27 protein-coding genes and 1 pseudogene are annotated in these 22,836 nt (G+C 69.7%); 8 read left to right on the plus strand and 20 right to left on the minus strand.

Going from position 1 to position 22,836, the window contains the following annotated elements; translation table 11 throughout:
- Positions 1–16: 16 nt before the first annotated feature.
- Positions 17–487 (minus strand): GNAT family N-acetyltransferase, encoded by a 471-nt coding sequence (locus tag J7E89_RS35600; RefSeq protein ID WP_214979929.1) that lies wholly within the window; start codon positions 485–487, stop codon positions 17–19.
- A gap of 86 nt (positions 488–573) precedes the next feature.
- On the opposite strand from J7E89_RS35600, the gene J7E89_RS35605 reads away from it, so the two are divergent.
- The gene (locus J7E89_RS35605) at positions 574–1,029 is read left to right on the plus strand and encodes a MerR family transcriptional regulator (protein ID WP_214979932.1); all 456 of its coding nucleotides are present in this window, start codon (positions 574–576) and stop codon (positions 1,027–1,029) included.
- 12 nt (positions 1,030–1,041) lie between these two features.
- Positions 1,042–2,064 (plus strand): aldo/keto reductase, encoded by a 1,023-nt coding sequence (locus J7E89_RS35610; RefSeq protein ID WP_214979934.1) that lies wholly within the window; start codon positions 1,042–1,044, stop codon positions 2,062–2,064.
- Between the two features lie 222 nt (positions 2,065–2,286).
- Here the strand turns inward: J7E89_RS35610 and J7E89_RS35615 are convergent, their stop codons facing one another.
- The 7 genes and pseudogenes from J7E89_RS35615 to J7E89_RS35645 form a co-directional block, all read right to left on the minus strand.
- Positions 2,287–3,492 carry an acyltransferase gene (locus tag J7E89_RS35615; protein WP_251061533.1) on the minus strand — a complete coding sequence of 402 codons (1,206 nt, stop codon included), beginning with the start codon at positions 3,490–3,492 and terminating at the stop codon, positions 2,287–2,289.
- A complete protein-coding gene (locus tag J7E89_RS35620; protein WP_214979936.1) occupies positions 3,492–4,511 on the minus strand; it encodes an alpha/beta hydrolase in 1,020 nt (339 codons plus the stop codon). The genes J7E89_RS35615 and J7E89_RS35620 overlap by 1 nt, the downstream gene beginning before the upstream one ends.
- A gap of 231 nt (positions 4,512–4,742) precedes the next feature.
- On the minus strand, positions 4,743–5,417 hold the full coding sequence (locus J7E89_RS35625) for a response regulator transcription factor (protein ID WP_214979938.1): 675 nt from the start codon (positions 5,415–5,417) through the stop codon (positions 4,743–4,745).
- Positions 5,414–6,748, minus strand: a complete 1,335-nt coding sequence (locus J7E89_RS35630) for a sensor histidine kinase (RefSeq protein ID WP_251061534.1) — start codon at positions 6,746–6,748, stop codon at positions 5,414–5,416. The genes J7E89_RS35625 and J7E89_RS35630 overlap by 4 nt, the downstream gene beginning before the upstream one ends.
- A 324-nt stretch (positions 6,749–7,072) precedes the next feature.
- Positions 7,073–7,987: a DUF4429 domain-containing protein gene (locus tag J7E89_RS35635; RefSeq protein ID WP_214979942.1), complete on the minus strand. Its 915-nt coding sequence runs from the start codon at positions 7,985–7,987 to the stop codon at positions 7,073–7,075.
- A gap of 117 nt (positions 7,988–8,104) precedes the next feature.
- On the minus strand, positions 8,105–9,316 hold the full coding sequence (locus tag J7E89_RS35640; RefSeq protein WP_214979949.1) for an alpha/beta hydrolase: 1,212 nt from the start codon (positions 9,314–9,316) through the stop codon (positions 8,105–8,107).
- A gap of 85 nt (positions 9,317–9,401) precedes the next feature.
- Positions 9,402–10,122: pseudogene (locus tag J7E89_RS35645) on the minus strand (TetR family transcriptional regulator).
- A 117-nt stretch (positions 10,123–10,239) separates the two neighbouring features.
- Here J7E89_RS35645 and J7E89_RS41955 point away from each other — a divergent pair.
- Positions 10,240–10,365: a hypothetical protein gene (locus J7E89_RS41955; RefSeq protein WP_285439328.1), complete on the plus strand. Its 126-nt coding sequence runs from the start codon at positions 10,240–10,242 to the stop codon at positions 10,363–10,365.
- On the opposite strand, the gene J7E89_RS35650 is transcribed toward J7E89_RS41955, so the two are convergent.
- Entirely contained in the window at positions 10,366–10,581 is a 216-nt protein-coding gene (locus J7E89_RS35650) for a hypothetical protein (RefSeq protein WP_214979952.1), read from the minus strand.
- A 190-nt stretch (positions 10,582–10,771) separates the two neighbouring features.
- On the opposite strand from J7E89_RS35650, the gene J7E89_RS41445 reads away from it, so the two are divergent.
- Positions 10,772–11,008, plus strand: coding sequence for a helix-turn-helix transcriptional regulator (locus J7E89_RS41445; protein WP_214979954.1), 237 nt, complete (start codon positions 10,772–10,774; stop codon positions 11,006–11,008).
- A gap of 49 nt (positions 11,009–11,057) precedes the next feature.
- Here the strand turns inward: J7E89_RS41445 and J7E89_RS35660 are convergent, their stop codons facing one another.
- The 7 genes from J7E89_RS35660 to J7E89_RS35690 all read right to left on the minus strand — a co-directional run bounded on the left by J7E89_RS35660 (position 11,058) and on the right by J7E89_RS35690 (position 15,788).
- Positions 11,058–11,234 (minus strand): hypothetical protein, encoded by a 177-nt coding sequence (locus tag J7E89_RS35660; protein WP_214979956.1) that lies wholly within the window; start codon positions 11,232–11,234, stop codon positions 11,058–11,060.
- Between the two features lie 68 nt (positions 11,235–11,302).
- Positions 11,303–11,800 (minus strand): hypothetical protein, encoded by a 498-nt coding sequence (locus J7E89_RS35665; RefSeq protein WP_251061536.1) that lies wholly within the window; start codon positions 11,798–11,800, stop codon positions 11,303–11,305.
- A gap of 424 nt (positions 11,801–12,224) precedes the next feature.
- Positions 12,225–12,872, minus strand: a complete 648-nt coding sequence (locus tag J7E89_RS35670; protein WP_214979958.1) for a hypothetical protein — start codon at positions 12,870–12,872, stop codon at positions 12,225–12,227.
- A gap of 246 nt (positions 12,873–13,118) precedes the next feature.
- Positions 13,119–14,309: a helix-turn-helix domain-containing protein gene (locus J7E89_RS35675; protein WP_214979959.1), complete on the minus strand. Its 1,191-nt coding sequence runs from the start codon at positions 14,307–14,309 to the stop codon at positions 13,119–13,121.
- Positions 14,310–14,471: 162 nt separating this feature from the next.
- The gene (locus J7E89_RS35680; RefSeq protein ID WP_214979961.1) at positions 14,472–15,197 is read right to left on the minus strand and encodes a collagen-like protein; all 726 of its coding nucleotides are present in this window, start codon (positions 15,195–15,197) and stop codon (positions 14,472–14,474) included.
- Positions 15,194–15,505, minus strand: coding sequence for a DUF3450 domain-containing protein (locus tag J7E89_RS35685; RefSeq protein ID WP_214979963.1), 312 nt, complete (start codon positions 15,503–15,505; stop codon positions 15,194–15,196). Before J7E89_RS35685 ends, J7E89_RS35680 begins: the two co-directional genes overlap by 4 nt.
- 28 nt (positions 15,506–15,533) lie before the next feature.
- A complete protein-coding gene (locus tag J7E89_RS35690) occupies positions 15,534–15,788 on the minus strand; it encodes a holin (protein WP_214979965.1) in 255 nt (84 codons plus the stop codon).
- A gap of 281 nt (positions 15,789–16,069) precedes the next feature.
- Here J7E89_RS35690 and J7E89_RS35695 point away from each other — a divergent pair, with 281 nt between their 5' ends.
- Positions 16,070–16,264, plus strand: coding sequence for a hypothetical protein (locus tag J7E89_RS35695; RefSeq protein WP_214979984.1), 195 nt, complete (start codon positions 16,070–16,072; stop codon positions 16,262–16,264).
- Between the two features lie 153 nt (positions 16,265–16,417).
- Positions 16,418–16,783, plus strand: coding sequence for a peptidase inhibitor family I36 protein (locus J7E89_RS35700; protein WP_214979980.1), 366 nt, complete (start codon positions 16,418–16,420; stop codon positions 16,781–16,783).
- Between the two features lie 288 nt (positions 16,784–17,071).
- Here the strand turns inward: J7E89_RS35700 and J7E89_RS35705 are convergent, their stop codons facing one another.
- Together J7E89_RS35705 and aceE are read right to left on the minus strand one after the other, a co-directional pair.
- On the minus strand, positions 17,072–17,863 hold the full coding sequence (locus J7E89_RS35705) for a potassium channel family protein (protein WP_251061537.1): 792 nt from the start codon (positions 17,861–17,863) through the stop codon (positions 17,072–17,074).
- Between the two features lie 95 nt (positions 17,864–17,958).
- Positions 17,959–20,700, minus strand: coding sequence for a pyruvate dehydrogenase (acetyl-transferring), homodimeric type (gene aceE, locus J7E89_RS35710; RefSeq protein WP_214979967.1), 2,742 nt, complete (start codon positions 20,698–20,700; stop codon positions 17,959–17,961).
- A 447-nt stretch (positions 20,701–21,147) separates the two neighbouring features.
- On the opposite strand from aceE, the gene J7E89_RS35715 reads away from it, so the two are divergent.
- Together J7E89_RS35715 and J7E89_RS35720 are read left to right on the plus strand one after the other, a co-directional pair.
- Positions 21,148–21,579, plus strand: a complete 432-nt coding sequence (locus tag J7E89_RS35715; RefSeq protein ID WP_214979968.1) for a DUF3052 domain-containing protein — start codon at positions 21,148–21,150, stop codon at positions 21,577–21,579.
- Between the two features lie 140 nt (positions 21,580–21,719).
- On the plus strand, positions 21,720–22,187 hold the full coding sequence (locus J7E89_RS35720) for a peroxiredoxin (RefSeq protein ID WP_214979970.1): 468 nt from the start codon (positions 21,720–21,722) through the stop codon (positions 22,185–22,187).
- Here J7E89_RS35720 and J7E89_RS35725 read toward each other — a convergent pair.
- On the minus strand, positions 22,165–22,524 hold the full coding sequence (locus tag J7E89_RS35725; protein WP_214979972.1) for a transposase family protein: 360 nt from the start codon (positions 22,522–22,524) through the stop codon (positions 22,165–22,167). The genes J7E89_RS35720 and J7E89_RS35725 overlap by 23 nt on opposite strands.
- A gap of 53 nt (positions 22,525–22,577) precedes the next feature.
- Complete coding sequence (locus J7E89_RS35730; RefSeq protein WP_214979974.1) at positions 22,578–22,772, minus strand: AlpA family transcriptional regulator; 195 nt, start codon at positions 22,770–22,772, stop codon at positions 22,578–22,580.
- Positions 22,773–22,836: the final 64 nt, after the last annotated feature.

Consider the following 22,836-nt stretch of genomic DNA (forward strand, 5'->3'; position numbering starts at 1 on the left):
GATCTTCACGAGCCTTCTAGAGGTTCAGCTGCATCAAGGGGTCGGGCTTGCGTACGAATCCCAGCGAGGCGTAGAGCGGCTCCGCATCGGGGGACGCGGTGAGGTGGACGCTCACGGCGCCGCGCTCGCGGAACCAGTCGAGCAGCGCGTCCATGCACGCGCGGGCGTGGCCTCGGCGGCGCTGGTCCGGGTCGGTGGCGACGCTGAAGACGTAGCCGATGGCGCCGTACGGATTGCCGGAGCGCCCGATGCGGTAGTCGACGGTGCCGACGGCGAGCGCGGCCAGGGCGTCGGGCCGGGCGGGGTGCTCGATGGCGAAGGCGGCGAAGTCGCCCTCCTGATCGGCGAGCTTCTTGCGCAGGGTCGGGAGGGACTCGGCATGCCAGTCGGACGACGTGTCCGCGGCGAATACTGAGTCGATCATCACTTGCCGCAGGCGGATCACTTCGGCGGCGTCGGCGGCGTTGGCACGGCGTACGAGGCTCATGCTGCGCAGGCTAGTCAGAGCGACCGTAGAATATCTTCCGGTTTTCGGTTGCTTGGAGTGCACTCCAAGGTCCTAGCGTGGGGGCCATGACCGTGACGGAAACCCCACCCGCACGCACCGATTCCTGCGCCGCTCGACCCCGGCCGCACCCGCGCCCGGAAGGCCGGGACCACTACACGATCAGCGAGGTCGCGGCGCACACCGGGCTCACGGCGTACACCCTGCGCTGGTACGAGCGGATCGGTCTGATGCCGCACGTCGACCGCTCGCACACCGGCCAGCGGCGCTTTCGCAACAGCGACCTGGACTGGCTGGCCTTCGTCGGCAAGCTGCGGCTGACCGGGATGCCGGTCGCGGACATGGTGAGGTACGCCGAACTGCTGCGGGAGGGCGAGCACACCTTCGAGGAGCGGCAGGAGCTGCTGGAGTCGACGCGCCGGGATGTGCGCGCGCGCATCGCCGAGCTCCAGGACACGCTCGCCGTACTGGACCACAAGATCGACTTTTACGCGGACGCCCGGCGGGCGTCGGAGAGGGTCTGAACCCACATGAGCATGAGCGACGAAAAGAACAAGATCGAAAAAGTGCGGCTCGGGACCGACGGTCCGGAGGTCGGCGTACAGGGCCTCGGCTGCATGGGCATGAGCTTCGCGTACGGGCCCACGGACGCCGACGAGGCACGGGCGACGCTGGAGCGGGCGCTGGAACTGGGCATCACCCTGTACGACACGGCGGACGCGTATGCCGCCGGCGAGAACGAGAAGTTCCTGGCCCCGTTCTTCAGGTCCCACCGGGACGAGGTCGTCATCGCGACGAAGTTCGCGCTGGCCGTGGACCCCCGCGACCCGACGAAGCGGATCATCAACAATGACCCCGCCTACATCCGCCAGTGCATCGAGGGCAGCCTCCAGCGCCTGGGCGTCGACGAGATCGACCTCTACTACATGCACCGGCGTGATGTGAACGTCCCTATAGAGGAGACGGTCGGCGCGATGGCCGAGCTCGTGCGCGAGGGCAAGGTCAAACACCTCGGGCTGAGCGAGGTGACCGGCGGCGAACTGCGGGCGGCGCAGGCTGTGCACCCGATCGCGGCCGTGCAATCGGAATGGTCACTGTTCAGCCGCGACATCGAGGCGGGCGTAGTGCCGGCGGCCCGGGAGCTCGGCGTGGCTCTGGTCCCGTACTCGCCGCTGGGCCGAGGCTTCCTCACCGGCTCCTTCACGAGCGCCGAAAAGGACCTGACCGAGGACGACTTCCGCCGCAACCAGCCCCGCTTCAACGGCGACAACGCTGCTACGAACGCCTCGCTGCTCGACCCGGTACGCAAGCTCGCCGAGGGCCGGAACGCCACGCTCGGGCAGGTCGCGCTCGCCTGGGTGCAGCAGCAGGCGCAGGTCCACGGCCTGGCCGTCGTACCGATCCCCGGAACCCGCAAGCCCACCCGCGTCGAGGAGAACGCGGCGGCGACCCGGCTCCTGCTCACCGACACCGAGATGGACCTGCTGGAGCCGATCGCAGGCCGGGTCGCGGGCGGCCGGTACGCGGACATGACGTTTACGTCGGCGGGACGCGAGTAGGGGGTACGGGGGGTTAGCGGCCGCGCCGCGCTCAGGGCGCTGCCCCGGGCCCCGGTCCCCAATCGCCGGACGCGCTTAGAGGGGGCTTCCCGGCCAGAGCATTCAGCCCGTCCGGCGTTTGAGGACACGCCCGGAGGGCGTCTGTGTTGTCTGGAGGCTGGGGGCTTGCCCCAGTTCGGGAAGGGGTGGGGTGGGGAAAGGCTCCGCGCAGCGGTCCCCAGGTCACGCCAGGCCAAGAGCGAACGCCGTGAACCCCGCCGCGAGCACCCCCGCCACCGCCCGCCGCGCCCTCGTCGTCTTCCCCCACGGCGTCTCGAACCTCCGCGCATAACGCCCGATCAGAATCAGCAGCCCCGCGAACACCGGCAGCCACGCCACCCGCACCAGGACCCACCCCAGTGAATCCGGCGCCCCCGTCAGCCCCGGGACCGTACCCAGGAACGAACCGGGGACGGCCGCCGCGAGCATCGCCGTCTGGTGCCAGCACAGGATCGTCATCGCCGACAGGTTGATCACCACGACCGGCGCCCACAGCACCGGCCTCCGCAGCAACCTCCCGATCCGCTCCCGCAGCAGGATCGCCGCCCCGCTCTGCGCCGCGGCAAGAGCGAGGACCAGCAGCGAAGGCGGGTGGGAGTTGGTGCGGGACTCTCCCGGCACGCCGACCATCGACGCGGGGTAGTGGAAGACCACCAGCAGCGCCGCGAACAGAACGGCGCCGCCGATCAGCAGCAGCGCCCCACCGCGCCCGCCAATACGCTTTTCGCCCCAGGAGACGCCGAGTTGGTACGCGAAGAGCCAGCCCGGCAGCAGGTTCAGCACGCTCAGCCAGGACGGCATGGCCTCGGCGTACGGCCCGTACCGCAGAAAGTCGACCACAGCCACCGAACCGAGGAGAGGCGCGGCGGCCCACGCGCCCATCTTCCGCCCGGCGCGGACGCAGTACGGAGTCAGGGCGGTCACCGCCACGTACACCCCCACGAACCACAGCGGCTGGATCACCAGCGTCGACCCGGTGCGCAGCGTCGTACCCGGCACCCCCACGGCGTACAGCACCGGAAGCAGCACCGCCCACACGGCGGTCACGCCCAGCACCGGCCGGCCGAGCCGCACGATGCGGCCGCGCAGCCACGCCCCGGCCGGGCCCTGGTGGCGGCGGTACGACAGGACCGACGCGTAGCCGCCGACCAGGAAGAAGATGCCCAGCATCTGGAGCACCCAGCTCACCGGCGCGAAGAAGCCGAACGAGGCGAGCGGACTGGCATTGTGCAGGGCGCCGCCGCTGTCGAGCGTGAAACCCCCGAGCATCCAGTGGCCGGTGGGGACGGCGAGGAGGGCGAGCGCGCGCAGACCGTCGATGGCACGGTCGCGGTGGGCGGGGGTCTGCGCATCGATCTTCGCTGCCGGAGCCCTCATCAATGCTTTCATCACAGCTCTCCCACGGTGATCGACGCGAAGGTTCGGAGCGACTCCGTGCCCGGGGCGAAGTAACCGGTGTGGCCGACCGCGTCACCCGCCGGGACGCGGCGGGCCCCGAAGGCGGGGTCGGTGGGGTCGGCGCCGTGGCCGAGTCCGGCGAACTCCACATTCGGGACGTTGTCGATCCAGTCGGCCGGGCCCCTGGCGGCCCACACGCGGGCGTCGGTGCGCAGGTCCGCGACGCTGTCCGCCCGCATCCCGGGGGAGCCGAGCGCGACGACGTCGGCGGCGTCCAGGCGCGGGGCGGCGAGGCCGCAGACCACAGAGCCGTAGCTGTGGCAGAAGAGGGCCGGATCCGGGGCGCCGGTGGCGTCGAGCCCGTCCGTCAGGCGGGCAAGGCGGTCGGCCCCCGCCTCGGCGAGGCCGCCGGTGGCGGCGTCCAGGCCCACGCCGACGGGGGTGGTGTAACCGGCCCAGGCGATCACGGCGGTGCGGTGGCCCTCGGTCGCGCCGCGCAGGGACTTGGCCATGCCGGCCGGGGTGCCGTAGGCGTCGTTCGTACGGTCGAAGGTGCCGGCGTCAATGTCCGACCCGGGCACGACGACCGCCACGTGCTCCGCGTCCTCCAAATCCCCGTACACCTCGGCGACTTGGCCGCGTCCGCGCGGGTCCAGGGCGAGGATCTGGCGGCCGGGCGCGGCGAGGCGGCCGTAGCCGTTGGCCTTGGCGGTACGGGAGTTGGCGGCGTACCGCAGCTTGACGGGGGCGCCGTCGAGGTTGCCGACAACGGTGGGGTGGCGGCGGACGAGGTCCTGCTGCCGGTCCTGGCTGAGCGCCGCGAAGAAGTGGGCGACTTGGGCGGGGGTGGTCACGACGGGGTCGGGCAGCCCCTCGCGCTGCCAGGCGGCGGTGCCGGGGGGTGGGCCGGTGACGGGCTCCTGCGCGTTGCCGGAGGCCCAGCCGGCGGTGCCCGAGACAACGGTTGTCGCGAGAGCGACCGCGACCAGGGTCCTCTTGTAGCGGCGCATGAATTCCTCTTCCTCTTCCGGCGGCTGACGGAGAGGAAGGTAGGAAGACGACGCCGACGGGGGCGTCACACCGGGGAGCCAAGTCGGGGGTGCTACCGGGGTATGGGGGGGTGGGTGTGCCGGGGCGTCCGGCCCACACATCACGCTTTACGTCCCGAACGCCACCCGCTGCGCGACCCGCCCCCGCCCGGCGGTAAGAGATCTACGGGGGCCCGGGGGCCCAAAGCCCCTTCACGCGCCCGGGGATACCAGCCCTGACTCGTACGCGAAGATCACCGCCTGCGCGCGGTCGCGCAGGTCGAGCTTGGCCAGGACGCGGCCGATGTGCGTCTTCACCGTCTGTTCGGCCAGGACCAGCTGAGCCGCGATCTCCTGGTTCGAAAGCCCACGGGCGATGAGCTCCAGAACCTCTGTCTCGCGCGGCGTAAGCCCGTTGAGCCGCAGAGACGGGTCTTTCCGGGGCGCCGGCCGCTGCCGGGCGAAGTCCGCGATCAGACGCCGCGTCACGGACGGGGCCAGCAGCGCCTCTCCGGCCGCCACCACTCGCACCGCCGAGATCAGGTCCGCCGGCGGTGCGTCCTTCAGCAGGAATCCGGACGCCCCGGCGCGTAGCGCCTCGTACACATAGTCGTCCACGTCGAAGGTCGTGAGCATCAGGACCTTCGGCCGGTGGACGACCCCGACCGGCGGATCCAGCAGCTCGCGCGCCGCCGCGAGCCCGTCCATCTCGGGCATCCGTACGTCCATGAGCACCACGTCGGGATGCGTGACCCGGCTGACCTCGATCCCCTGCCGCCCGTCCGGCGCCTCGCCCACCACGTCGATGTCGCTCTGCGCCGACAGGAGCGCGGCGAACCCCGCCCGCACCATGGCCTGGTCGTCGACGATGATCACGCGGATGGTCATGGGGAGGCGGGGTCCTTCGTGCCGAGGGGAAGCCGGGCGGCGACGCGGAAGCCGCCGTCGGGCAGCGGGCCGGTGTCGAGCGTGCCGCCGGTCAACCGTACGCGTTCACGCATGCCGACGAGGCCGTGTCCACCGGCTCCGCTCGCCTCGACGGTCGAACTCGGTCCGAAGGGAGGCCCGTTGACGACGAGGACGGTCAGATCGGTACCGTCGGAGGAGACCGAGACGCGCGTGCGGGCACCCGGGGCGTGCCGCACGACGTTCGCCAGGGCTTCCTGCACGATGCGGTACGCCGAAAGGTCGACGGACTGCGGCAGCTGTCCGGGTACGGCGAGGCTCGCGGTGAGGGACAGCTCGGCCGGCACCCCCGCCCGTACCGTCGCTTCGACGAGCTGCTGGAGCCGGTCGAGGCCCGGCTGCGGGGCGCGCTCGCCCGTCGCGTCCTCGCTGCGCAGGACGGACAGGAGCCGCCGCATCTCGGTCAGCGACTCGCGCGCGCTCGCGGCGATGGAGGCGAACTCCTCCCGCGCTTCGGGGGAGAGGCCACCGACGCGGTACGGCGCGGAGTCCGCCTGGACGGTGATCACGGACATGTGGTGGGCGACGACGTCGTGCAGCTCGCGGGCGATACGGGTGCGTTCCTCGAGCAGCGTGCGCCGGGACCGCTCCGCCTCGCTGATGGTCTCCTGCTCGACGAGCCGCCGCTGCGCTTCGCCACGCTCGCGCAACGCGCCGCCGATCACCAGGACCACGGCGCTGAGCACGATCAGCAGGACATTCGTGCCGTCGCTCTCCTCGGGAAAGAGCTGGCCGAGAACGAGGCAGGCCGCGCCGGTGACGATCCAGACGCCGATCAGGGTCTGACGCGTCTCGCGCAGTGCCAGCGCGAGCATCAAGAACAGATAGGCCACGATGGCGGGCGAAGTCCATGGCCAGATGTCGTCCGGGCCCTGGCCGTTGAGAAGAAACAGCCCGCCGACAACATCCGCGGGCAGGATGATCCACCAGGCCTGGAGCGGCCGGTGGGCGATCATCAGCAGCGGAACGGTCTGCGCGGCGGCTACGGCCCCGGCGAGCCCGCCGGCCATGTCGTAGCCGGTGGTGAGGACGTTGATCGTGACGGGAAGGAACGTGGCGACGAGAACCAGCACAGCGGCGTACGGCAGCACCCTCTGCCACCGCTTCGGGGCGTCGGCGAACAGGGGCGTCGGCGCGTGCGACGGGTGCGTGACGGCGTGGCCGAGGGCACGCAGATTGCGCCGCCCGGCGCTGATGAGGCCGTCTGTGGGGGGCGGCTGGGCCGGGGCCGGGGGTGCGGAAGGTTCGGTCATGTCCGGGCCAGCGTAGGCAGCACCTCGACGTACGGGCGTCATACCGCGGTCGGGACACCGACCTCATACCCAGGTATGAGACGCCGCGCAGGCTCCGAACCGGGGTTGCTGTCTTGAGTCCGTCGGCGGCCGACCCTGTCCGCCCCGGCCAAATCCAGCCCGTCCGGCGTTTGAGGACCGGGGTCCGGGGCAGCGCCCCGGTTTCGGGAAGGGGCGGGGAGGGGACAGCCCCGCAGGGCCGCCAAGCCCAGCCGCGGGGAGCGCCCCAGTGCCGCGCCGGCGCCAGGGGCCAGGGCCCGCCGGCGCCGGCACTCGCGCCCCGCCCTACAGCTCCGCCAGCAGCTCCGCCTTCTTCGCGGCGAATTCCTCGTCCGTGACGAGCCCCGCCTCCCGCAGATCCCCGAGGTGCCGTATCCGCTCCGCGATGTCCGCGGGGTCGCGCCGCCCTGCCACCGGCACGGCCACCGGCACCGGCTCCGCGGCCACCATGCTGCCGGGCGCCGCACTGCCACTGCGTACCGCCCCCAGCACCGCCGCCGCGAACGGCAGCGACTCGTGCACCGGGCCGTACCCGAGGCCGAAGACGACGGCCGCCGGATCCTGATCGGCCTGGGCCGGCTGTTCCGGCCCGGGGTACGCGGTCAGGCCGCCGCCCCCGTCCCCACGCCGCAGCAGCCGCAAATAACCGTCGAAGACATCGGGGGAGCGCCACTCGACGCCGTTCAGCTCCTGGAGCGAGAAGCTCTGATCGCCCGCCTTCCACTTCGCGGACGACGCCCCCGTCCAGAACCAGCGGAAGGACACCCGCGCCCCGTCGAAGGACGCCTTGCCGTCGTACGCCTTGAAGTGCAGCGGGGCCGACGGCGCGGCCACCAGAAACTTCTCGGCGGGCACCTTCGCCTCCGGCAGAAGCGACGCGCGCAGCTCATCGGCGTAGTACTCGGCGAGCACCTCGCGCTCGGCCGGCAGCACGAGCCGGTACGGATCGGAGCCGTCCCGCAGCTGCCCCGCCGCGGCCTCCATCAGCGGATCCGCACCCGGTCTTGGGATCGCGTGCAGAACGACTGTGCCGCGCTTCCCCGGCGTCAGGGTCACCGACGCCAGCGCCTCGTGCGGGATGCGTCGCTCGCCGATCGCCTGAAACAGCTTCGGCGTGCGGATCCCCCGTTCGAAGCGGATGAGCACGGAGTCGCTTTCGAACTCCCAGGTGGCATGAATTCCGGCCAGCACATCACCCATGCGGCTCATCGTATGCGGCGTGCGCCCGCGCGTCGCCCCTAGGAGCCCCCTAGGAGCCCACCGGTGCCGGGCACGATGTTCCGGCCGGGCTCGGGTCGCCACGGGGTTCTACGCGCGTCAGTTCGTTTCCGCGCCGGAAATTCCACTTCGGCAGGCCGCGCCGTCGCTGGCGCAGCTCACCGAGCCGTACGAGCCGACGCCTATGCCGGCGAAGTTGCTCAGACTTTCTGTCCCCGGCTCGAAATAGCTCGCGTGCCCGACCGCACCCTTCGCCGAGAAGACCCGCGCCCCGAACTCCGGCGTTACCGGGTCCGCGCCGTGGCCGAGCCCGCCGACCTCCAGGTTCGGCACGTCCTGGATCCAGTCGTCACCGTCCCGGGTGGCCCACACCCGCGCCCCGGTGCCGAGTTCCTTCGCGCTCTCGACCCGCATGCCGGGGCTGCCGGCGACCGCGATGTCGGCGACCCTGGCCGGCAGCGCGCGGGCGGCGACGCCGCACACCACCGAGCCGTAGCTGTGGCAGAAGAGCGACACCTTGGAGTCGCCGGGCAGGCCCCGGACGAGGGAGTCGAGGCGCTGCGAGCCGGCCCTGGCGAGCTTGCCGATCGCCGCGTCCATGCCGAGGCCCGAGGGCGAGGTGTAGTCGGCCCAGGCGATGACGGCGGTACGGGTACGGGGCGACGCCGCGCGCTCGGCGGCGTACAGCGACTTCGCCATGCCGACCGGCGCGCTGTACTGGCGGCGCGTCCGCTCGAAATTCACCACATCGGTGTCGACGCCGGGGACGACGACCGAGACCCGCTCGGCGCGCCCGAGGTCGCCGAAGACCTCGGCCACCCGCCCGGAGCCCGCGGGGTCGAAGGCGAGGATCTGCCGCCCGTCGCCCATCAGCGACTCGAAGCGCCGCATTCTGCGGTCCGCCGTGGCGCGGCCGGAGGCCGTCAGCCGTTCGTCGTGCGTACGCTCCAGCTCCACCGCGCGCGCCTGGGCGAGGGCCCGGTGGTTCGCCCGGTAGCGCAGTGTGAGCGGGACGCCGTTGAGGTTGCCGACGACCAGCGGGTAGCGGTCGACGAGCCGGCCGCGCTGGGAGGCGGTGAGGCCGGCGAAGAAGCGGGCGAGCCGGTCGGGCGCGGATCCGGCCTCCGGCAGCTCACGGCCGTCGATGCCGCCCCGCGCCCAGGCGGCCAAGGACGCCGCACGGACGTCGGAGCCGCCCTCGTGGTGGCGTATCGCGGTCCAGCCCGTGGTGGCCAGCAGGACAAACACCACGGCGAGAGCGAGCAGCGCGCGCCATGCGTTGAGGGTGGGGGAGGTATCGAAGGAAGTCACTGCTGGCCACCCTAGGAGAAGCGTGAGGCTCCCCGCGAAATCCGTGACACACATCACGTTTCAGGCAAGGGTTTCTGAGGCCCCGTCACGCTTCGCGTACGCCCCGTACGCCACCTGCGCCCTGGACGCCACGCGAGCCCGGCGTACGCGCCGGAGCGCGCCAGTCGGCCGCGAGCGCTGGTTCGAGGTGGTCCAGGTAGAGCTCGGTCAGCGTCCTGATCGACTCCATGCTGGCGTCGCCGCCCTGCCCCCACAGCCGCCCCGTTACGCGCATCACACCGGTTGAACGCGGCGACGGCGATGCGCGGCCGCGGGTCGGCGTCCAGGTCGAGCCCTTCGCGGTCCGCGATGATCCGCGCGGTCCGCTCCTCCAACTCGGTGGAGCGGCGCAGGTGGGCGGCGAGCAGGGCGGGCGTCGACTCGATCATCAGGTAGGTGCGCATGTGCAGTTCGACCGGTATGGCGGCTTCGATAGCCTCGCCGATGGTGTTCCAGGCGCACAGCACCGCGCTGCGCATGGCGGCGAACGGGCGCTCCTCGGGCGGGCGTACGGCCAGCTCCGCCAGGAAGTGCGACTCCACCATGTCCTGTACGGCGAAGGCGACTTCCTCCTTGCTGGCGAAGTAGCGGAAGAAGGTGCGCTGGGAGACCTCGACCGCGTCGGCGATCTCGTCGACGGTCGTGTTCTCGTACCCCTGGGTGGTGAAGAGCTCGAGCGCGACCCGCACCAGGGCGTCGCGGGTGCGCTGCTTCTTGCGCTCGCGCAGCCCCGTCGTAGCCTCGGTCGCCGCCTGCTGCCCGGTCATGTGGGAGGTAGCCTCTTTCGCCTTTTGTCCAGCTCAGGATACCTGTGAGCTTCGTGACAGTTACATGCTTGTGAATTCGTTTGTCAACTGTCAGCGGCTGACATTAGCCTCGTTGGTATGACTAGTCAGACCACCATCGACAAGGCGCCGCCGCCGCAGGATCCCGCGCCCGCCAAGGGGCTCCGTGGCCACCCTTGGCTGACGCTCTTCGGAGTCGAGAAAGGGTCCCAGGTACGTAAGTAGCTAGTCGAGGTCATGAGTCTCCGTGATCAGGCGCACCATGTCGTCGAGCCCGCCGCGCAGGCGCTCGACGAGCATGATCAGGGCGGCCGGGTCGAGTGACGCGAGATCGACTGACCGGGCCTCTTGCAGGTGGTTGCGCACATAGTCGAGCCGTCCACGCTGGGATCTGTCGAGCGTGGGGCGCGCAGGGCGCGGCGGGGGAGAGTCGTCGTACACGCGTATCACCAATGGTTCGAGGGGGCGGCGCTACGGCGTCAGTACCGTGCCAAGGCTCATTCATTACGCAGGGGCATTGCTGAAAGATCACACCATCGGGTGAACGTGTAAAGGGCAGGTAGGTGGTCAGAGCCGCAAATTTACCTGGCCAGGTAAAGACATCTGCCCATGATCATCAGACGTTGGGCAGGTGCCGACCGAACCGCCGCCCGAGTGGGTGCTCACCCTCCGCGAGGTCGTCGGCCGCCGGATCCGAGAGGCGCGCCTCGCAGCAGACCTGTCACAGGTGGCGCTTGCCGAGCTCGTGGGCGTCGATCACAAGACGGTGCATCGCATCGAGTACGGCACGCGCGACCCGAGCCTCGGTCTGTTGCTCCAGCTCGCTCGCGCGCTCCGCGTACCGCTCGCCGACCTCGTGCGGGAGTGAAGAGAGCCCCGGCCGTCCACCTCGGGGGAAGCAGACGGCAGGGGCGGTTTCAGCGGCCGGCGGTGTACGGGGTCCGGGTTCTTGTGTCGATGACGATCACGAACGGGTCGCCGTAGGACTTCCTCGACCAGCCCCGCCTCCGCTTGGGCTGCGGCCCTGCTGCGGACTTCCACGCCTTGTAGCTGTCCACCACTTCGACATACCGCGGATCAATCCAGTCGCGCATCTCGACCTCGTCTCTCTCCGTTCCCCAACGACGTTACGGCCGCAGGGGAACGGAGAACAGGGCGTCGGTCAGTTCCGGCCCGTATTGGAGCAGTCCCCGGTACACGTACCTTCCCCACCGCCCTCGGAATGCTCGCAATCCGCCGCAACAGGAATGCTGGTGTCGGTGGGCCCGACCCACATCTCGGGGCGCGGGGTGTACCCGGCGGCCGTGATCGCTTCCTGGCTGCGGGTCAGGGCGTCCGGGTCATGTCGGCCGGCGTCCGGGGCCTCGGGCACGTGGTGAACGAACATGCCGAGCCGGTCAGCCAGCGACTGCTTGACACGCGTGTGCAGGATCAGCGCGTGCCATCCCTCGTCCACCACACGGGACGGCCTCAGGCGGGCACCGGGATGCGCAGCGCAGGCGGCCTCGAACTTCAGCGCCTCCAGCGTGACCAGCTCGGCAACCTCAAGGGTCATGCCGGGGTTGCCCCGCTGGACGGTAGCGGTGACCGCGACGAGGTCCTCCGGGTGGATCAGATCACGGGCGTCCCGTGTCACGGGCGCCTCGGTAGTGATACTCATGGTGGTGTTCTCCCGATTTCTGGATGGGATGGACGTCCGCCTCGGCCGGGGTTTCCTGGCCGGATGCATCGGCCGAGGCGGGGCTCAGTGGGGCGGCTGCTTGTGGCAGTCGCAGTCACACCGCAGCGTCTCGACGGGCAAACGGACACCGGCGATTCGCATCGAGTGCGGGCCGACGCAAAGGCCGTGCAGCTCGCGATCGTTACTGCGGCACTCCGGGGTCTTATACGTGTCGACGCGGGGTGCGGTGCGGGTCATTTTTTGTCGCCCCGCCGACGGGGCCACGAGACGCCCGAGTACACGTGGAAGTGGTCGCCCTCGTGGTTCGGGTCCTCGAGGGTGCAGCAGCGAGCGGGAGCGTCCGGCTTAGGCTCCCAGCAGATGTGGACTCCCTTAGGCCGTACGGTCTCGACGGACTCGCCCTTCATGACGCCCGCTCCGCGGCGCGCATCTCTGCCTCGGCAGCCGCAGCCTTGCGGCAGGGCTCGCACGCTGGGACAGGCATCGGCGGGCCCGAATTGGTCTCGCTCCACAGCACCTCGAGCTCGGTGTCGGTAGGTCCGTCGTGCCATCCGCACCAGTTCGGCGAGTCCGCCGTCGTGGCGGTCGAGGACGCGTTCACCAACCGGTCGTGCCCGAGCGCGACGACGTGGGCGACAGTGGCCGGCGAGCATAGGTCTCCTGCCCGCTCCATCGGCACCGCCCAGTACGGGCCGCCGACGGGGGTGATCCGGTCTGCGCGCGGTACGCCCAGCCAGGATCCGCGCCCGAGGCACGTGGCGAACGGCGCCCGCCACGTCTCGGTTGTCTGGGGCGGTACGAGGGCGTAGTACCAGGCGTACGGGTCGTGCACCACTGGCCCACGGATTACCTCGGCGAGGAATCCTGTGATCTTCTGCTGCTCATCGCTCGCGGCGGCGGCGTGCACGATCTCGGTGGGGAGGCGTACGGCGTCGAACCGGTTGCCGAGCGGCAGCACTGCCACGTTGTGATCAGACCACTCGGTCTCAGCGGTCAGAGGCAACTCGTGGGCGTGCGCGAGCCAGCCGGATACGGTCGTTGGTGTGATCACGACGGGCGAGCCCCCTCGCGCTGCTGCTGCTCGCTGCTGTCCGGCTGCGAGGCAGGCGGGTAGATGGGGCGAGGGGTCGGAAGGCCAGTGGACGCGTCGGCGAGGGCACGTCGACGGGCGCGCCCTCCTTCCGTATGGCGAGTGATCATGGTCGGCTCCATGTCAGCGGGTCTGAGACTGACATGGTGGCGGCAGCGCAAGGCCCCGACTATCAAGGGTTGTTGATAGTCGGGGCCATGGGTTCACTCAGTGTGAAGCGCCCAGCCAAGAGCCGTACGACAGGAAGCTGTGCGGCAATTGACGGTGCGCCGCCTCAAGCCCCGCGTACGTCTCGCGCACCGTCGGGTGATACCTCGCCTGCTGCGGCGCGGTCTTGCGGGCCAGCAACAGATTCTTGAACGCGGGCTCCAGCTGCCCGGTCCACATCTGCGCCCGGGCGACCTCGGCATAGTGGTGGCTCGCCCGCGAGCGGGGCCAGTCGTCGGGGATCGAGAGACCGTCAGCGGACTCGACCGCCTCGCCGTACTGGTCCAACTCGGCGAGCACCGACACCCGGTGCACCTTCACGTTCGTGGGCCCGAACGCGAGCCACTTCACCTTGGCGGCCTCGCCGGTTTCGCCTGCGAGACGCTTCGCCTCCTGCAGGTGCCCGTGCGCCCGGTCCTCGTCTTGCGCCCGGCCTGCCATCACCGCGGCGCCGAGGTGCAGCTGCCCGGTAACCACCTGCTGCTCCCGGCCGGCGTCGGCCTGGCTAATGGTCGACAACCCCAGGGTGATCAGGCGGCCACCGGTCCGGTACTGCCCATCCCGCAGGTACGTCAAGGCGCGCATGTAGTGGCACATGCCGCCAAGGACCGCGTCTGACCCGCGCTGCGCCGCCCAGTCCATACGGGTCAGGGCAATCGTCGCGAGGTCCTGAAAGCCAAGCTTGGTGGCGACGTCGTACGCCGAGCGGTAGAGCGAGGCCAGGGTCAGCCACGCCTCGCGGCCGCCTTCACTGTGCGCCGCCGTGGTCGTCTCCTGGATCAGTCCGGCCACCTTGGACGCGACCGCCTTGATCTCGCCCGCGCGGATCGCGGCGCACAGAGCTTCCGACTCGTCGTGTAGTACGGCGAGGCTGCGCGCGGTGATGTCGGGGTCGGCGCCGAGGTCGTAGACGTCGAGGCTTTCCCGGATGGGCCTTATCAGGACGTCCAGTTCATCGAGGCGCAGCTCGTCGACGTACGGCTGCCCCATGATGGTCGCGACGGTGACGCGCAAGGCGCGGGCTACGGCGGCGGCGACGTGCGGGGTCGCCGCGATGACGCCTTGCTCAGTCTTGGTGTAAGTGCTGTAGGGCACGCCGGACAGGTCCGAAACGGCGCGCTGCGTCAGGTGGCGTTCGAGGCGCACACGCTTCATACGTGCGCCGGTGTGGTCGTGCGGCAGAGAGTGCATACTGGGCTCCGTTCTGACTCGACACCAGAACGGTACCCGTCGTCGGCTCGGGGGGTACACGATCGGCCCCACCCTCCATGCGGGGGTGGGGCTTTCGTGCGTTACCCAGACACGCAAAAACCGCCCCCTGCCGGGCCCGTAGGCCAGACAGGGGGCGGTGCGTCAGGATCGTCGACGGTCTGCAGGCAGTCCGAGCACACTCGGGGCCGGCGTCGGGTCGGGGTCGTCCGGCGGCGGGGCCCCTTCGCGGCGGCAGATCTTCGCGTCCGGGTCGTAATCAGGGGTCTGCCACGAATGCCCCTCGGGGCACGACTGCCCCGCCGGACCGGGCGGCCCCTGCTCGCCCCGAGGCCCGGGGACGGTGGAGTCTGCGCCGGGCTGCCCTGCGGGCCCTTCCGGTCCCATCGGTCCCTCGGGGCCTACCGGGCCCATGGGGCCGGGAATAGTCGAGTCTGATCCCGGCCGCCCCGGTTCACCAGATCGACCAGGCTCGGGCGTGATAGTCGGCGCCGGCCGCCCCGGTTCGCCGCGGTCGCCCTTCTCGCCCTTGGCACCGGGTATCGGCACCGGCACCTCGGCGCGGTCCTGAAGGTCCTCGACAGCGCGCGAGGGATCCGGAACGACGGGCACCTCGCCTGCCGCCTTGATCTGCGCGCGCAGTACGCGCACGTCCCCGGTGAGCGTCGACACGGCGTCGCCGCGCCGGTCCGCCTCCGCCGCGACCTGCAAAGTGCGGCGGGCCTCGGCGTCGACACGACGCGACTCGGCTTCGATACGGAGCCACCCGAGGGCGACCGCGCCGCCGAGGAAGAGGAACGCCGCCGTGACGGCGAGCGGGCGCCAGCGGCGGGCGAGGACGCCCTCAGTGCGGTGCCGGGTGCGGGTCACGGCGTGGGCCCTCCTAGTTCGGCGATCCGTCGGTCACGAGCGGCGATCTCTTCTCGCAGTGAGGCGATCTGGGCTACCAGTGCCGCCTTGTCGGCGCGCTCACCCGCCAGTTCGGCGTACGCGGCCGTCAACTTGGCGCGTAGGTCGGCGCGCTCCTCTTGCAGCTCGTTGACCAGCCCGCCATAGCCGGTGAGGACTACGCCCTGATGCGTCGCCCGGGCGTTGCTTCGTTGCCCGATCCACGCTGCGGTGGCAGCTGCGATTCCGACGACGATGGTTCCGACGGCGCCGAGCGTCGCAGCGTCCACACGCGCGTCCCTCCTGTGCAGCGGTCGATCAGATAGAGGTCGGGCCGCGAGGCGTCGTCGGGGTGGCGACGGTCTCGGTGATGCCGGGGCCGGTCGTGCCGCCGCTGGTCACGATGGCAGTCAGCAGCGCCAGCACGGACGCCAGCCCGCCGACCGAGAGCGCTGCGTCCCACTCGACGTCGAGCAGCCCGAGCCCGTCGGCGCTGATCACGCCGAGTACGGACTGCGCGAATGTGCGCACCATGCGCTCGGCCGTGGCCTTCCAGAATGCTGCAGTGGTCATGTTCGGTTCCGTTTCTGTGAGTCAGGCGCTGTCGGCGCCGTTGATGTCGATGTCCACCCGCACCACGGCGTCGGCGATGCTGCACCGCAGCCACCACGGCAGCCGTGTCGACGTCCTCGCCGATCAAATCGGCGAGCTTCTCGATCGCAGCCGTGTTCGCAGCCGTCGCCCTGTCGATGCGGCGGATGCGGGCGGTCTGGTCCTGGACGTGAGACGCGAACGTCCAGTGCTTGTTGGTGGCGTAGTCGGACGCGTCCGCCGGGGCATTGAAGACGCCATCAGTGGTCGCGAACTTCCGGACGTCGGCAGCGGTCAGGGCCATGTCGTTCTCCTCGGGTGTGGTCGTCCCGGTCGTGTCGGGCATGCACATGGCCCTCACCGTCGCGGGCGTCGTCGCGGTCGTGGCGGCGCTGGTCGCCACCTTGACGAAGCGGGGCGAGAACGCGGACGCGGGTGCGGGCGGCGCCCACATCTGACGTCAACCCTGTACGTACGACAGCCCCGCCGGACGGTTCCGGCGGGGCTGTCGCCTATCCGGGTGGAACGCCTCCCGGCCTCTTCCGCGGCCATGTTCCCGCAGCTCAGGCTGAGGCCAAGTGATCTACTGCAAACGGGGGTTGATTCCGATGATGCGTACGACTGTCCTCGCGGCCGGAGCGCTGGCCGTCACCGCACTGCTGCCGCAGCCCGCCCATGCCGGGGCGCCGCCGCGCCTTGGGGCTTGCGCGGTGGGTGAGCTCTGCCTCTGGGCCAAGCCGGACTTCAGGGGTGCCCGCCAGACCCACGAACTGTCCGGCACGGACATCGAGAGCTGCGTTGTGCTTCCGCCGGGCACCGACGCTCAGTCCGTGGCCAACCGCACGGGGCGGCCGGTGACGACGTATCAGTCTGTGGAGTGCGCGGAGACTGGGGAGTTCGAGACGTATCCGGGTGGCGGGACGTGGGTGCCGCAAACGCCCTACCGGGTGCGGGCGTTCAAGATCTGGCAGAGCTGAGTTCTGAGTTCTGAGTTCTGAGTTCTGAGAGCTGGAGCGCCTGCGGCGGGCCTTTCCCCACCCCGCCCCTTCCCGAACTGGGGGCGAGCCCCCAGACCCCAGACAGCGCAGACGCCCTGCGGGCGCGTCCTCAATCGCCGGACGGGCTCCCACGGAACCCCTCCGGCGATTGAGGAGCGGGGTCTGGGGCAGCGCCCCTCACGCGGCGGAGCCGCAAAATGTCACAGCGGGAAGGGGCGGGGTCGGGGACAGCTCCGCAGGACACGGCCCGAAGCCCCCCGTCGAGCCTCAGCCGGCCGCAGGCCGCTCGGCAGATGGCGCCAAAGGGTCGCCACCCGGAGCCGGCACCTGCGGCACTCCACCCGAAAGCCGCCCCACCTCGGCCCGCAGCTCCGTCACCTCCCGGGTCAACGCCTCCAGCAGCACCGTTTGGCGGCGCTCCTCGACGTCGTCCCGCTCGAAGCGGGAGATGAACCAGGCCGCGATATTGGCGGTGACAACACCCAGCAGCGCGATCCCCGAAAGCATCAGGCCAACCGCCAGCACCCGGCCAAGACCAGTGGTGGGCGAGTGGTCGCCGTACCCGACCGTCGTCATCGTCGTGAACGACCACCACACCGCGTCACCCAGCGTCTTGATGTTCCCACCGGGCGCGCCCCGCTCGACCTCCAGCACGGCCAGCGAGCCGAACATCAGCAGCCCGATCACCGAGCCCCCGACGTACGTCGTGAGCTGGATCTGGGGAGCCATCCTGGCGCGTCGGCCGACCAGCAGCAGCGTGGAGACGAGCCGGAGCAGCTGAAGCGGCCGCAGCAACGGCAGCAGGACCGCGAGCAGGTCCAGCGGGTGGCTGCGTACGAACAGCGGCTTGCTCGGCGCCAGCGACAGCCGTACGACGTAGTCCAGGGCGAACGCGCCCCACACCACCCACTCCGTCACCAGACAGACCCGCCGCACCACACCGCCCGCGTCGGCCGCGACGATCGGGACCGCGTACGCGACGGCGAAAGCCACCGCCAGTCCCAGCAGGAGCCCCTGTGTGCGCTGTTCCCACTGGACCTGCGCGGTCTGCATCTTCATGCCCGAATCATGCCCGAATCGCAAGGAACGCCGAAGGGCGGCGAGCCCCGGGGATGCCCCGCGGGTCTCGCCGCCCTTCGTGACCGACAGGTCGGTTACGCGTCGCCCCCGGCCGCACCGGGGTCGGCTGCCGTCACGTCCAGCAGCTGGTAGCGGTCGACCGCCTGCTTCAGCGCCGAGCGGTCGATCTTGCCCTCCCGGGCCAGCTCCGTCAGCACCGCCAGGACGATCGACTGCGCGTCGATGTGGAAGTACCGGCGAGCCGCACCACGCGTGTCGGCGAAGCCGAAGCCGTCCGCGCCCAGCGAGGAGTACGTACCCGGCACCCAGCGCGAAATCTGGTCCGGAACCGAACGCATCCAGTCGGAAACCGCCACGAACGGACCCGAAGCCCCGGAGAGCTTCTGCGTCACGTACGGCACGCGCTGCTCCTCCTCCGGGTGGAGCAGGTTGTACTCCTCCACCGAGACGGCCTCACGCCGCAGCTCGTTCCAGGAGGTCGCGGACCAGACGTCCGCCTTGACGTTCCACTCCTCGGCGAGGATCCGCTGAGCCTCGACCGCCCACGGCACCGCCACACCGGAGGCCATGATCTGGGCCGGAGTCGCGCCCTTCTCGCCCTCCTTGAAGCGGTAAATGCCCTTGAGGATGCCCTCGGCGTCCACGTTCTCGGGCTCCGCCGGGTGCTGGATCGGCTCGTTGTAGACGGTCAGGTAGTAGAAGACGTCTTCGTTCTCGTCGGCGGTCCCGCCGTACATCCGCTTCAGACCGTCCTGCACGATGTGCGCGATCTCGTACCCGAACGCCGGGTCGTAGCTGACACAGCCCGGGTTCGTCGAGGCGAGCAGCTGCGAATGGCCGTCCGCGTGCTGGAGGCCCTCACCGGTCAGAGTCGTACGACCGGCGGTCGCGCCCAGGACGAATCCGCGCGCGAGCTGGTCGGCCATCTGCCAGAACTGGTCACCGGTCCGCTGGAAACCGAACATCGAGTAGAAGACGTACACCGGGATCAGCGGCTCGCCGTGCGTCGCGTACGCCGAACCGGCCGCGATCAGCGACGCCGTGCAGCCCGCCTCGGAGATGCCGTCGTGCAGCATCTGACCGGTCGGCGACTCCTTGTACGCGAGCAGCAGATCGCGGTCGACCGCCTCGTACTGCTGACCCAGTGGGTTGTAAATCTTCGCACTCGGGAAGAACGCGTCCATACCGAAGGTGCGGTACTCGTCCGGCGCGATCAGCACGAAACGCTTGCCGATCTCCTTGTCCCGCATGAGGTCCTTCAACACGCGGACGAAGGCCATGGTGGTGGCGATCGACTGCTGTCCCGAGCCCTTCTTCGCAGCCGCGTACGTCTTCTCGGCCGGCAGCGGCAGCGGCTTCGCCCGTACGACACGAGTCGGTACGTACCCGCCCAGCGCGTTGCGCCGGTCGTGCATGTACTGGATCTCCTCGGACTTGGGGCCCGGGTGGTAGTACGGCGGGTAGCCCTCGTCCAGCTGCTTGTCCGTGATCGGGATGTGCAGCCGGTCGCGGAAGCGCTTCAGGTCCTCGACCGTCAGCTTCTTCATCTGGTGGGTCGCGTTGCGGCCCTCGAAGTTCGGCCCCAGCGTCCAGCCCTTGACGGTCTGGGCGAGGATCACGGTCGGCTGGCCCTTGTGCGCCTTGGCCGCCGCGTACGCCGCGTACACCTTCTTGTGGTCGTGACCGCCGCGCCCCAGGTGCAGGATCTGGTCGTCGGTCATGTTCTCGACCATGGCGCGCAGCCGGTGGTCGTCACCGAAGAAGTGGTTGCGGATGTACGCGCCCGTCTCCGTCGCGTACGTCTGGAACTGACCGTCCGGCGTCGTGTTCAGCTTGTTGACCAGGATGCCGTCGCGGTCCTGCGCGAGCAGCGGGTCCCAGCTCCGGTCCCAGACCAGCTTGATGACGTTCCAGCCGGCGCCGCGGAACTGCGACTCCAGCTCCTGGATGATCTTGCCGTTGCCGCGCACCGGGCCGTCGAGGCGCTGGAGGTTGCAGTTGACGACGAAGGTCAGGTTGTCGAGGCCCTCACGGGCGGCGATGGAGAGCTGGCCGAGGGACTCGGGCTCGTCCATCTCGCCGTCGCCGAGGTACGCCCAGACATGCGACTTGGAGGTGTCGGCGATGCCGCGCGCCTCCATGTAGCGGTTCATCCGCGCCTGGTAGATCGCGCCGAGGGGACCGAGGCCCATCGAGACGGTCGGGAACTCCCAGAAGTCCGGCATCAGCCGCGGGTGCGGGTACGACGACAGGCCGTACGGAGCCTTCGACTTCTCCTGGCGGAAGGCGTCGAGCTGCTGCTCGCTCAGCCGGTCCAGCAGGTACGCGCGGGCGTAAATGCCGGGGGACGCGTGGCCCTGGAAGAAGATCTGGTCGCCGCCGTCGCCCTCGTCCTTGCCCCGGAAGAAGTGGTTGAAGCCCACGTCGTAGAGGGAGGCGGAGGAGGCGAACGTGGCGATGTGACCGCCGACGCCGATCCCCGGGCGCTGCGCACGGGACACCATCACGGCCGCGTTCCAGCGGGTCGCGTTGAGGACCTTGCGTTCGATCTCCTCGTTGCCGGGGAAGAACGGCTCGTCCTTGGTCGCGATCGTGTTGACGTAGTCCGTACTGCGCATCTCGGGGACGGCGACGCGCTTCTCGCGCGCGCGCTCGATGAGACGCAGCATCAGGTAGCGGGCGCGCTCACGGCCCCGCTCGTCGACGGCGGCGTCGAGGGAGTCGAGCCATTCCTGGGTCTCTTCAGGATCGAAGTCCGGGACCTGGCTCGGAAGGCCGCCAATGATGATCGGATTACGATCGGATCCGGAAGCCACGCTGTTCCTTCGCTGGTTGGGTCTTGACTTGAGGGTGTCGCGCCGCCTCCATCGTGTACCCCGGAATCGCAAACGTCACCTCTACCGAGGGGTAACCACCGCTCGGTGAGAAGCTCGGCGTAGGCCCGGGGACGGATCAAGGATGGGTCCGGCCAAATCGCAACCTTACGCCCAACGCGTTTATGTGTTCCGTAAGGCTGTTCGGGTCCGATTGGCCTATCGAAGCCGCGTAGGCTTACAAACGTGTCGCAATGGTGTGGGATGGATCACCGGGGCCGTCTCCGGCCGGGTCTGGAGTTGCGGTGAACCGGCCCCATCCGTCACCGTTTCGGCTGTCTCCACGGCCGGGTACTTGCGCGATCGGTCCCGCACGTGTGGACTACGGCCAACGCCCACGCACGCGCGTGGACTGAAGGTATTCCCCAAAACATGATCAGGAGGCAATCCGTGAGCGCGACCGCGGACCACGCGGAGGAGCGAACCAACCCGGCAGTACGCCTGGGGTTCGTGCCCGGACAGGTGGTCCAGGAGATCGGCTACGACGAAGACGTCGAGCAGGAACTCCGTGAGGGCATTGAGGCGATCACCGGCCAGGAAATCGTCGACGAGGACTATGACGACGTCGCTGACGTCGTTCTTCTCTGGTTCCGTGACGAGGACGGCGACCTTACGGACGCGCTGGTGGACGCCATTGGTCTGCTCGAGGAAGGCGGCGTCGTACTGCTGCTGACTCCGAAGACCGGCCGCGACGGCTACGTCGAGCCCAGCGACATCAGCGAGGCCGCCCAGACGGCAGGTCTGTCCCAGACCAAGACCTTCAGCGCGGGCAAGGACTGGAGCGCCGGCCGGCTGGTGACCCCGAAGGCAGGCAAGCGCTGAGCCACCGCCGCGTCCGAGCAGACTCCTCATGAGCAGGCTGCGCCCAAGGCGAAACAGGGCCCCCGCCGACATCTGTCGGCGGGGGCCCTGTGCGTAGGCTGTCCGGACACAAATGGCCCAACGAGGGGATGGCGCTTCCCATGGCGATCGAGGTCGGCACCCTGGCCCCGGACTTCGAGCTGAAGGACAACCACGGCCGGACGATGAAGCTGTCCGACCTCCGGGCCCCCGGCGACGCCCGGAACGTAGTCCTGCTCTTCTACCCCTTCGCCTTCACCGGTGTCTGTACGGGCGAGCTGCGCGCGCTGCGCGACGAACTGCCGAAGTTCGTCAACGACGACGTACAGCTGCTCGCCGTGTCCACCGACTCCATCCACACCCTTCGCGTGTACGCCGAACAGGAAGGCTTCGAGTACCCGCTCCTGTCGGACTTCTGGCCGCACGGCGCGGCCTCCCGGGCGTACGGCGTCTTCGACGAGGACAAGGGCTGCGCGGTGCGCGGGACCTTCGTCATCGACAAGGAGGGCGTGGTGCGGTGGACCGTGGTGAACGGTCTGCCCGACGCGCGTGACCTGAACGACTACCTCAAGGCGCTCGGCACGCTCTGAGGCTTTCCGGACGAGTTGCCGAACGCCCGAAAAATCGGGACACCGGGCATGCTGCGCACTTGGTCTGGTCGTGCAGGGGGATGAGGGTGCCGTCCACGACCCACAGCTCTGACCGGCGGTCGTCGGGCGGGTCGAGGAGCTGGGCGATCAACGGTGTGAGCCGGTCGATGATGCGGTGCACGGTCGCGACGCCGACGCCGACGCCGAAGAGGTCGGAGAGTTGACGGTTGGTGAGGTTGGTGCGCCATGCGACTAGGGCGAGGAACGCTTTGACCGGGAGGCCGGTCCAGTGCAGGAGGGATCGTGGTCGCAGACTGGTTACGTTGATCTTTGACACGAACGGACAGAACAACGCATTAGGTCAACTACTTCCCATTCGGAAACGGTCAGTTAATCTCCGCGCTTCGGGTGGGCTTCCCACCACGCGTCCAGTCGGTCAACCGGCCACAGGGGGGTGCGCCCGACGTAGACGGGGGCGGGGAAGTCGGCGCGACTGCTGTTGAGGTTGTAGACGTGCTGCACGGTGACCTTGAGTCGCTGCGCTGCCTGCCTCGCGTCTTCGTATCCAGGAATCTTAATAGCCATAGACCCCATTCTACGTCGTTTGTCATAGCTGAACTACTCACGCAACGTGTCGTATGTCAGCTAA

Source organism: Streptomyces sp. ISL-100 (assembly GCF_018614615.1).
Classification (GTDB): Bacteria; Actinomycetota; Actinomycetes; order Streptomycetales; family Streptomycetaceae; genus Streptomyces.